This window comes from Eubacterium ramulus, assembly GCF_003122485.1.
In the GTDB taxonomy this organism is placed as follows: Bacteria; Bacillota; Clostridia; order Lachnospirales; family Lachnospiraceae; genus Eubacterium_I; species Eubacterium_I ramulus_A.
Genome location: NZ_JRFU01000071.1, coordinates 1 through 8670 on the forward strand (window position 1 = coordinate 1; position 8670 = coordinate 8670).

The window sequence follows — 8670 nt, forward strand, 5'->3', positions numbered from 1 at the left end:
TACTCACCACTTGCAGAAGTGGGAGTCTCAACTCAGACTGAGATGATCTCACTTCATAACCAGAAGATCTGTTAGTCATTATTATCTGAGTTGTCGCCAGAGGTATCTCCGTCTGACGTATCGGACTGATTATCCGTAGTTTGGCTTTCACCCGGAACGGTAATTCCACGGCTCTGCATATCGTCGATCATTTCCTTACAGGTGTTGCGTACACTGGAGGAATTTGTTTTATTTCTTGCAATCTGGAACCATTTCAATGCATTGCTCTCATCGTTCTGATAGTTATACGCAAATGCCAGATAGTACGCTGCTTTACCTTCCTGATATCCTTCGTCGGACTGTACGATGGACTCCAGCTTTGTGATGGCTCCGCTATAATCTTTCTGCTCATACAGATTCATCGCTTCGTTCATATCGGCTTCCATCATTGCACTCTGTACGTCTGTCAGCATATTATCGTAAATCTGCTGTGCGTTTTCACTGAGCAAATCTCTGTTTACGTTCGCCAGTGTCTCACCTGCTTTTACGTGGTCATCTGACGCGTAAGCCACATAGGCATTTAACAGTTCCTCGTAGGACTGATTTTTCTGATCCGCGGAACTTGTCGCTGTCTGTGCATCTTCTACGGTCTGCTTCAGACCTGCGATCTCATCTTCCAGACTCTTGATGCTTTGCTCTCTGGTGGCAATGGTCTCATTTGCCTTGATAAGCTGAGAAGATGTGTTAGAATTTGCATTTTTCCGGATTCCCGGCACGATCAGGAAACATACCACAGCGATACCGATGGCAGCTCCCACCAGCAGGTTGATCACAGATAAAACAGCTGTATTATCCGTAAATTTTGCCGGACGAATGATCAGATCGTTGCCGCTCTGATAACTTACCGTATCTTTTTCTTTCGGTTTTACTTTGCCGTTTGCAGTCAGATGCACTCTGCATTCTTTTTCGTAACGCATCGTATTTGGATCACCGGCATCGATTTTTTTTGCATTTTTTAATGCACGCAATGCCAGGTCATAACGTTCTTCCTTCATATATAGCAAAGCCAGCAGCTGATGTCCTTTTACAAGCTTCGGATTCAGGGCAAGTACTTTTTTCATCTGGATCAGTGCCAGATCTGTATTGCCCTCTTTGCAGTAAGTCAGTGACTGGTTAAATTTTTTCACCGTCTGGGACATGGTATCCAATCTCGCTGAGCTTTTCTGGATATCATTCAGGTAATCATTTGCAGGATTGTCCTCCCCCTGCATACTCTTACTGATGATCCACTCGCTCAGTGCCTTTACGATCTCGCCCATCTCAAAATAAACCAGGCCAAGCAGGTTTCGCGCCTGAATATTCATTTTATTATAACGAAGACTCATCTTCAGATATTCCACTGCCCCGGTCAGATCCCGTGCCTGAGCGCACTCCAGTCCGTCATTGTACAGCTTATTGGAAATGCTTACAATCTTTTTCCAGACTCTGACATCTGCTTCACAGCTCGGACAGGTACCCATAGAATCCAGATGAGCACCACAGTAATAACAGTTCATCTGTCTCCTCCTATCTTCTGCTTTCTTTCAGCATTTCCTGTAAAATATCCATCATATCGGTCAGATCGCGGTTATAAATAGAATCTTCCGCTTCTTCGATCTCCATACTCGGTTCAAATTTCTTTAATTCTTCCTCAAAATCAATCATCACAGTTCTCCTTCCATACTTCCATCAATGCACCTATGAAATAGAGGGAGCCTGTACAGAAAAATTTCTGCCCCGGCTTCTTCTTCTCTTTCATTGCCCTGAACGCCTCCCGGTAATCGGCATACCCCGTCACCGGTCTGTCTGTATCTTCTTCGAATAGTTTCTCTAATTTTTCAAAAGATATGCCACGCTCATTGGGAATCGTGGTGACTGCCATCTCCTCCCAGGAAATATCTGCTGTCAGCATATCGATTGAAGTACTGTAATCCTTTTCTTTTACCATGGAAAACAGCAGAAGTGGACGATAGGTATCTTTGGCAGTCAGTCGATTTACTGCTTCGGTAAACATTCCTATTCCAGAGGTGTTATGCGCCCCGTCAAAATAAATCTCCGGTTCTATTTCCTGCATTCTACCCTGCCAGAACGCCTCTTTCATGCCTGCATGAAGCTGTTCTTCGGCATTTTCACCGGCAACTTCCTCTGGATACTGCTGCTGCAAGATCCGCATTGCAAGAATCGCCAGCGCTGCATTTTCCACCTGGTATTCTGCGGCTCCCGGAATCGTCCATCTTGTTTCCTTATCATACGCAGTTGAAAGGGAAAAATCAATAAAATTATTCTTAAATTCCAGAATCTGGAACATTTTTTTCTCCAGTGCAGTGCATGGACTGTGCATTTCGCCTGCATGCGCCCGGATCACTGCGGAAGCTTCCGGATCATTGGCATCAAAAACTACCGGAACGCCCGGCTTGATAATACCTGCTTTTTCCCCGGCAATCTGTGCGATGGTATCCCCAAGGATTTCTGTATGCTCCAGACTGATGGAGGTGATAATGCTTAACACCGGATCGGCAAAACTGTTGGTCGCATCCAATCTGCCGCCAAGCCCTGTTTCCAGAACAACATACTCCACCTGCGCCTCCGCAAAGAGTACCATACCCATGGCGAAAATAAACTCGAAAAATGTCGGATAGCCCAGACCTTTCTGATCCAGTTCCTCTGCTGTCTTTTTTACCCGGGCATAGGCAGACAGAAACTGTTCTTCGCTGCAAAGATCACCGTTTAACTGAAAACGCTCCCGCACATCCATCAGATGCGGGGATGTAAACAATCCCACGGTTTTTCCCTCAGAAAGCAACATATGGTAAAGGAAGCAGCAAACGCTTCCTTTACCATTACTTCCTGCCACATGAATGACTTTGCAGTGATTACCCGGATCGCCAAGCAGCTCCATGAAATGTTTCGTGTGTGCAAGGCTGTGTTTTTTGGTAAACTTCGGAATCCCGTACAGGAATTCCACCGCTTGTTTCATGTTTTCACTCATATTATTTTAACTGTGCCAGACGATTTTCTACGTCTTCCATCATCTGTTTGTATTTCTCAAGTTTTGCTTTCTCCTCGTCAACTTTTGCCTGAGGTGCTTTGCTTAAGAATTTCTCATTGTTCAGCATACCGTTGGAACGCGCCAGCTCTTTTGCAAGTTTTGCTTTCTCTTTCTCCAGACGTTCCCGCTCTTTTGCCATGTCTACCAGCTCCTCTAACGGAATGTATACAACGGCATTCGGAATAACAACGGATACGGCATCCTCCGGGATTCCGGCTTTGTCTGCCTGTACGTCGATCTCATTTGCGGAGATTAACTGGCTGTAAATGTCTTTGTGAGAAGCAAACAGCTCACGCAGGTTCTCATCCGGGGATACGATGAAATATTTTGCTTTGCGGCTTGGTGGAACGTTCATCTCAGAACGAATGTTTCGGATACCCTTAACCAGTACTTTGATGGTCTCCACATCAGCTTCTTCTTTTGCAAAATTCCACTCTTCTGTGTATTCCGGCCACGGAGCAAGCATGATGGTCTCCTCTTCCGGACAAAGTGTGCAGAAGATCTCCTCTGTGATGAACGGCATGTACGGATGCAGCATCTTTAATGCGTTGGTCAGTACGGTTTTCAGAACCCAGAGTGCTGTATTTGCAGCTTTCGGATCCTCTTCTTTCTTGTACAGACGTACTTTTGCAATCTCGATATACCAGTCACAGAACTCTTCCCAGATGAAGTCATATACTTTCTGAACTGCGATTCCCAGCTCATATTTATCCATGTTCTCTGTTACATCTTTTGCCAAAGTATTTACTTTGGATAAAATCCATTTATCAACCGGCAGCAGATCTGCATCTTCCGGTTTGGTCGGCTGCTCATCGCCAAGGTTCATCATAATGAAACGGGATGCGTTCCAAACTTTGTTTGCAAAGTTACGGCTGGACTCTACACGCTCCCAGTAGAAACGCATATCGTTTCCAGGTGCGTTACCAGTGATCAGTGTCAGACGCAGGGCATCTGCACCGTATTTGTCAATAACCTCTAACGGATCAATACCGTTTCCAAGGGATTTACTCATCTTACGTCCCTGAGAATCGCGCACCAGTCCGTGAATCAGTACGGTATGGAACGGCTCTGTTCCGGTCTGCTCTAACGCAGAGAATACCATACGAATAACCCAGAAAAAGATGATATCATATCCGGTAACAAGTACATCTGTCGGATAGAAGTAATCCAGTTCTTCTGTTTTGTTTGGCCAGCCAAGTGTGGAGAATGGCCACAGTGCGGAGGAAAACCAGGTATCCAGTGTATCCTCATCCTGTTTTAAATGTGTGCAACCGCATTTCGGGCATTTCTCCGGCATTTCGCGGGAAACAACCATCTCGCCGCACTCGTCACAGTAGTAAGCCGGGATTCTGTGTCCCCACCAGAGCTGTCTGGAAATACACCAGTCACGGATGCCCTCAAGCCAGTGCATATAAGTCTTTCCGAAGCTTTCCGGAACAAATTTCAGTCTGCCGGACTGTAATGCATCAATCGCCGGTTTTGCCATTTCTTCCATTTTTACAAACCACTGCGGTTTGATCATTGGCTCAACGGTTGTCTTGCATCTGTCATGAGTACCTACGTTGTGAACGTGCTCAACTACTTTTACAAGCAGTCCCATCTCGTCTAATTTATCAACGATGGCTTTTCTTGCCTCGTAACGGTCCATACCTTCGTAAATACCGCCGTTTGCGTTGATGGTTGCATCGTCATTTAAAATGTTGATCTCTTCCAGGTTGTGGCGTTTTCCTACCTCAAAATCGTTCGGGTCGTGTGCCGGTGTGATTTTTACGCAGCCAGTTCCGAACTCTTTGTCTACATACGGATCAGCAATAACCGGGATCTCGCGGTTTACGATCGGAAGCAGTAATTTTTTACCGATGATGTCTGTGTAACGCTCGTCATCCGGGTTTACGGCTACGGCTGTATCACCAAGCATTGTCTCCGGACGTGTGGTTGCGATCTCTACGAATCTGCCTTCCTCGCCAATGATCGGGTATTTGATATGCCAGAAATGACCTGTCTGCTCTACGTGCTCTACCTCTGCATCGGAAATAGAAGTCTTGCAGACCGGACACCAGTTGATGATACGGGAACCTTTGTAAATATATCCTTTGTCAAACAGACGGATAAATACTTCTTTGACTGCCTCGGAGCATCCCTCATCCATGGTAAAACGCTCTCTGTCCCAGTCAGCGGAAGATCCCATTTTCTTTAACTGTTTTACGATACGTCCGCCGTACTCTTCTTTCCAGTCCCATGCGTATTTCAGAAACTCATCACGGGTTAAATCTGCTTTGTTGATACCTTTGTCTTTCAGGCTGTTAATAACCTTAACCTCTGTTGCGATGGCTGCATGGTCAGTACCCGGCTGCCATAATGCGGAATAGCCCTGCATTCTCTTGTAACGGATCAGGATATCCTGCATGGTGTTGTCCAGCGCATGTCCCATGTGCAGCTGACCGGTGATATTTGGCGGCGGCATAACAATGGTAAACGGTTTCTTACTTCTGTCCACTTCTGCATGAAAATATTTATTGTCTTCCCATTTCTGGTAAAGACGGTCTTCGATCCCTTTCGGATCATAGGTCTTTGCTAATTCCTTCATTCTGTCTCTCCTTCCAAAACATGAATTCTCTTTGTAAAAATAGCCAAACGGAAAATCTTCCGCTTACATGCTGTAACCTAACAAAAATGTACCCGTTATCATACAAATACACCTTTTCATATGAATTAAAAAGCCCTCCACATGCACAACACATGTGAAGGGCGAATCTACGCGGTACCACCTTCATTTTATCTCACCTGTCTCTTTTTGAACTCCACTGAAATGGAAGAACTACCATTTCATTACTTATAAAAGTTTGGAATCCAACTCAGATGAAGATGAAATCTCTACGATTGATTAACGGGAATCACCCGAGATTTCCTACGCACCATATAATATATCTGCCATCTCATTCCCGGTTCTATTAAACCGCTTTCTTCCATAGCTGGAACAAGTTCCCTATATTACTCTGGCTTCAGACATCCGGTTCCAAAGCTACCTTCCGCAAACTGCCTGTCAAACGGTCTTCCAGTCTGTGAACCGCTCTCCCTGTCACTGCATCTTTCGCGTACTCCTCTTTGTCACTACCTTTTTTACTATAAAATTGTAAAGCAGATATTCGCAATCCACTTTCACTACTTGCTCATGAACACAATTGCTTTCCAACCTGCATTCAAAGTCTTAAAATATCATAAACAACATTTTTTGCCTTGTCAAGTCCTGATTCACGATATGCAGCTATCCAGAAGAAAAAACAAAAGACCAGATAAAATAAGGATTTTTCTTCTCTCATTTTATCTGATCTCTTACTCTGCTTTTTTTACTATGTTTCTTACAATTGTGAATAGCCAAATCCATTTACCATGGCTTCAATGGCAAATCCTTTTTTGCAATATGGGCATTCGTCTCTGCCAAACGCCTGATAGCCCGGCACATCATCTGCATTAAATACAGAATGTACTTCCATGCCGCCAACTTTTTTTACCGTACTGAAAATAGAAGAAATACCGCGCACGGTTCCTCCATAATACTGTACACATTCCAGGCTGCGTCGCACGGTCAATCCTGTCGTAGTAGTTGCCAGCAACAGAATGACATTTTTTCCTTTGATCGCCGGAATTGTGTTATCACGGAAAATCAGCTGATTGTTTGCATTGTACTCCGGAGTAACTACATAAATCGTATCATGCAGGTTTGTGTTGCGGAATCCGCGTTTTTCAAATTCCTGCGCCAGATATGCACCGACCACTTCCGTGCCATCCATGCAAACGATTGTGTCTACCACAGTAGAGTTCACATAGTCTCCCGCCAAACTTTTTGCAACTTCCTGTGCCTCGTTCGCACGGGTTTTCAAGCTTGTCATATCAATGTAAAAATTGATATGGGAATGACTTGTGGCAAAGTGTCCCGGAATGGCATGCAATGCCACATGATTGTTGTTTCTCGCATACAGTTTTACCATTCTTGCTTCCATAGATTCCATCGTAAAATTCCCCCTCTTACGTTAATCATAATGTCTGTCTTATTTAGGCAGGCAAAACACTCAGCTTCTTTTTATTCACTCAATCAGAGCAAATACTTTCACTTCTATCCGCACTGAGACAACAGATCTACATTTCTATATCGCTTCTGATTATTTGATAATGTGACCAAGTACGCCGTAAGAAATCAATGTCATAATTACAGCTGCCAGACAGATTCCAACCAGAATCGCCTTGAACGCTTTCTTGATATCCATATCAATCAGAGATGCTACCAGAGCCCCTGTCCATGCGCCTGTTCCCGGAAGTGGAATACCAACGAATAAAACAAGTCCCCAGAACTCATATTTTTCGATCTGGTCACGTTTTTTCATTGCCTTGTTTTCCATTTTCTCAACCAATGGACGGAACAGCTTTGCTTTTTTCAATGCTGCAAATATCTTTTTAATAAAAAATAAAATAAACGGAATCGGAATAATGTTTCCAACTGCGCTGATCAGGATTCCTTTCCACATCGTAATATCCAGCAATGAAGATGCCAGAATACCGCCTCTCAGCTCCAGAATCGGGAACAGTGAAATAATAAACACAACCGCTTCCCTTGAAATATGTGTACCTAAGGTACTTGTAAACCAGGTTACCAGACTTTCCATACAATCCTCCTAAAAATCTCATCTTATATTCTGCATTATTTTACACTATTTTTCCAGAAAAAGATATAAGGATTTTCTTAATATTATGCAAGCCTGGGGCTTTTTATAATCTACCGGTTTCTTTCAGATACTTTTCTACCTCTGACAAAAATTCATCCATCTCTGCATCGGTTCCGATGGTGATACGCAGATAATTGTCAATCCGCGGCTTTTTAAAATAGCGGACGTAAATATCTTTTTCTTTTAATTTTTCAAACAGTTCCTCTGCCGGACAGCTTTTGTGTGATGCAAAAATAAAATTGCTCTTGGAATCACGGAAGGTAAATCCAAGCTCTGTCAGACGCAGTTTCACACGTTCTCTCGTCTGAATGATCTTATGTAATGTCTCCTCAAAATATGCCTGATCATCGATGGATGCCACGCCAAGATCCAGTGCAGTCTGATCCATGGTATAGGAATTGAAAGAATATTTTACATCATTCAGGTATTTGATCAGCTCCGGTGATGCCATCGCGTAACCGATACGCATTCCCGCCATGGAACGTGATTTTGAAAATGTCTGAACCACGATCAGATTATCATATTTTTCCAGTAATGGCAAAGCGGTCTCTGCGCCAAAGTCCACATATGCCTCATCGATGATCACGATAACATCCTGGTTGTGCTGCAAGATATCCTCGATCATCTCCTGAGATGCTTCCACACCAGTCGGGGCATTCGGATTCGGGAAGATCACGCCGCCGTTTTCTTTATAATAATCCTCTTTGCGGATATTGAAATCATCATCTAACGGTTGTGTCTCATACGGAATGCGAAATTCCTCTGCCCACACATCGTAAAAAGAATAGGTAATATCCGGAAACAGGATCGGTTTTTCTCCATTAAAAAAGGTCATAAAACACATGGCAAGAACGTCATCGGAACCAACACCGACAAATACCT

General features: G+C 43.9%; 7 protein-coding genes. All 7 read right to left on the bottom strand.

Annotated elements, in window-relative coordinates:
• Positions 1 to 71 precede the first annotated feature (71 nt).
• Entirely contained in the window at positions 72 to 1535 is a 1464-nt protein-coding gene (locus LG34_RS06560; protein ID WP_109215385.1) for a tetratricopeptide repeat protein, read from the bottom strand.
• A gap of 10 nt (positions 1536 to 1545) precedes the next feature.
• On the bottom strand, positions 1546 to 1683 hold the full coding sequence (locus LG34_RS16685; protein ID WP_177957619.1) for a hypothetical protein: 138 nt from the start codon (positions 1681 to 1683) through the stop codon (positions 1546 to 1548).
• Positions 1676 to 2995, bottom strand: coding sequence for a bifunctional folylpolyglutamate synthase/dihydrofolate synthase (locus LG34_RS06565; RefSeq protein WP_207657024.1), 1320 nt, complete (start codon positions 2993 to 2995; stop codon positions 1676 to 1678). Before LG34_RS06565 ends, LG34_RS16685 begins: the two co-directional genes overlap by 8 nt.
• 13 nt (positions 2996 to 3008) lie before the next feature.
• Positions 3009 to 5654, bottom strand: coding sequence for a valine--tRNA ligase (locus LG34_RS06570; protein WP_109215387.1), 2646 nt, complete (start codon positions 5652 to 5654; stop codon positions 3009 to 3011).
• Between the two features lie 772 nt (positions 5655 to 6426).
• Positions 6427 to 7077, bottom strand: coding sequence for a hypothetical protein (locus tag LG34_RS06575; protein WP_330427494.1), 651 nt, complete (start codon positions 7075 to 7077; stop codon positions 6427 to 6429).
• A 150-nt stretch (positions 7078 to 7227) separates the two neighbouring features.
• A complete protein-coding gene (locus tag LG34_RS06580; protein ID WP_109215388.1) occupies positions 7228 to 7728 on the bottom strand; it encodes a COG2426 family protein in 501 nt (166 codons plus the stop codon).
• Between the two features lie 103 nt (positions 7729 to 7831).
• Positions 7832 to 8670 (bottom strand): pyridoxal phosphate-dependent aminotransferase (locus tag LG34_RS06585; RefSeq protein ID WP_109215389.1); only part of this gene is annotated, 839 nt, incomplete at its 5' end.

Excerpts from the sequence above, each read along its gene's own strand:
- LG34_RS06560 (WP_109215385.1), bottom strand. The coding sequence starts at position 1,535 with ATGAACTGTTATTACTGTGGTGCTCATCTGGATTCTATGGGTACCTGT.
- LG34_RS06580 (WP_109215388.1), bottom strand. The coding sequence starts at position 7,728 with ATGGAAAGTCTGGTAACCTGGTTTACAAGTACCTTAGGTACACATATT.
- LG34_RS06570 (WP_109215387.1), bottom strand. The coding sequence starts at position 5,654 with ATGAAGGAATTAGCAAAGACCTATGATCCGAAAGGGATCGAAGACCGT.
- LG34_RS16685 (WP_177957619.1), bottom strand. The coding sequence starts at position 1,683 with ATGATTGATTTTGAGGAAGAATTAAAGAAATTTGAACCGAGTATGGAG.
- LG34_RS06575 (WP_330427494.1), bottom strand. The coding sequence starts at position 7,077 with ATGGAATCTATGGAAGCAAGAATGGTAAAACTGTATGCGAGAAACAAC.
- LG34_RS06565 (WP_207657024.1), bottom strand. The coding sequence starts at position 2,995 with ATGAAACAAGCGGTGGAATTCCTGTACGGGATTCCGAAGTTTACCAAA.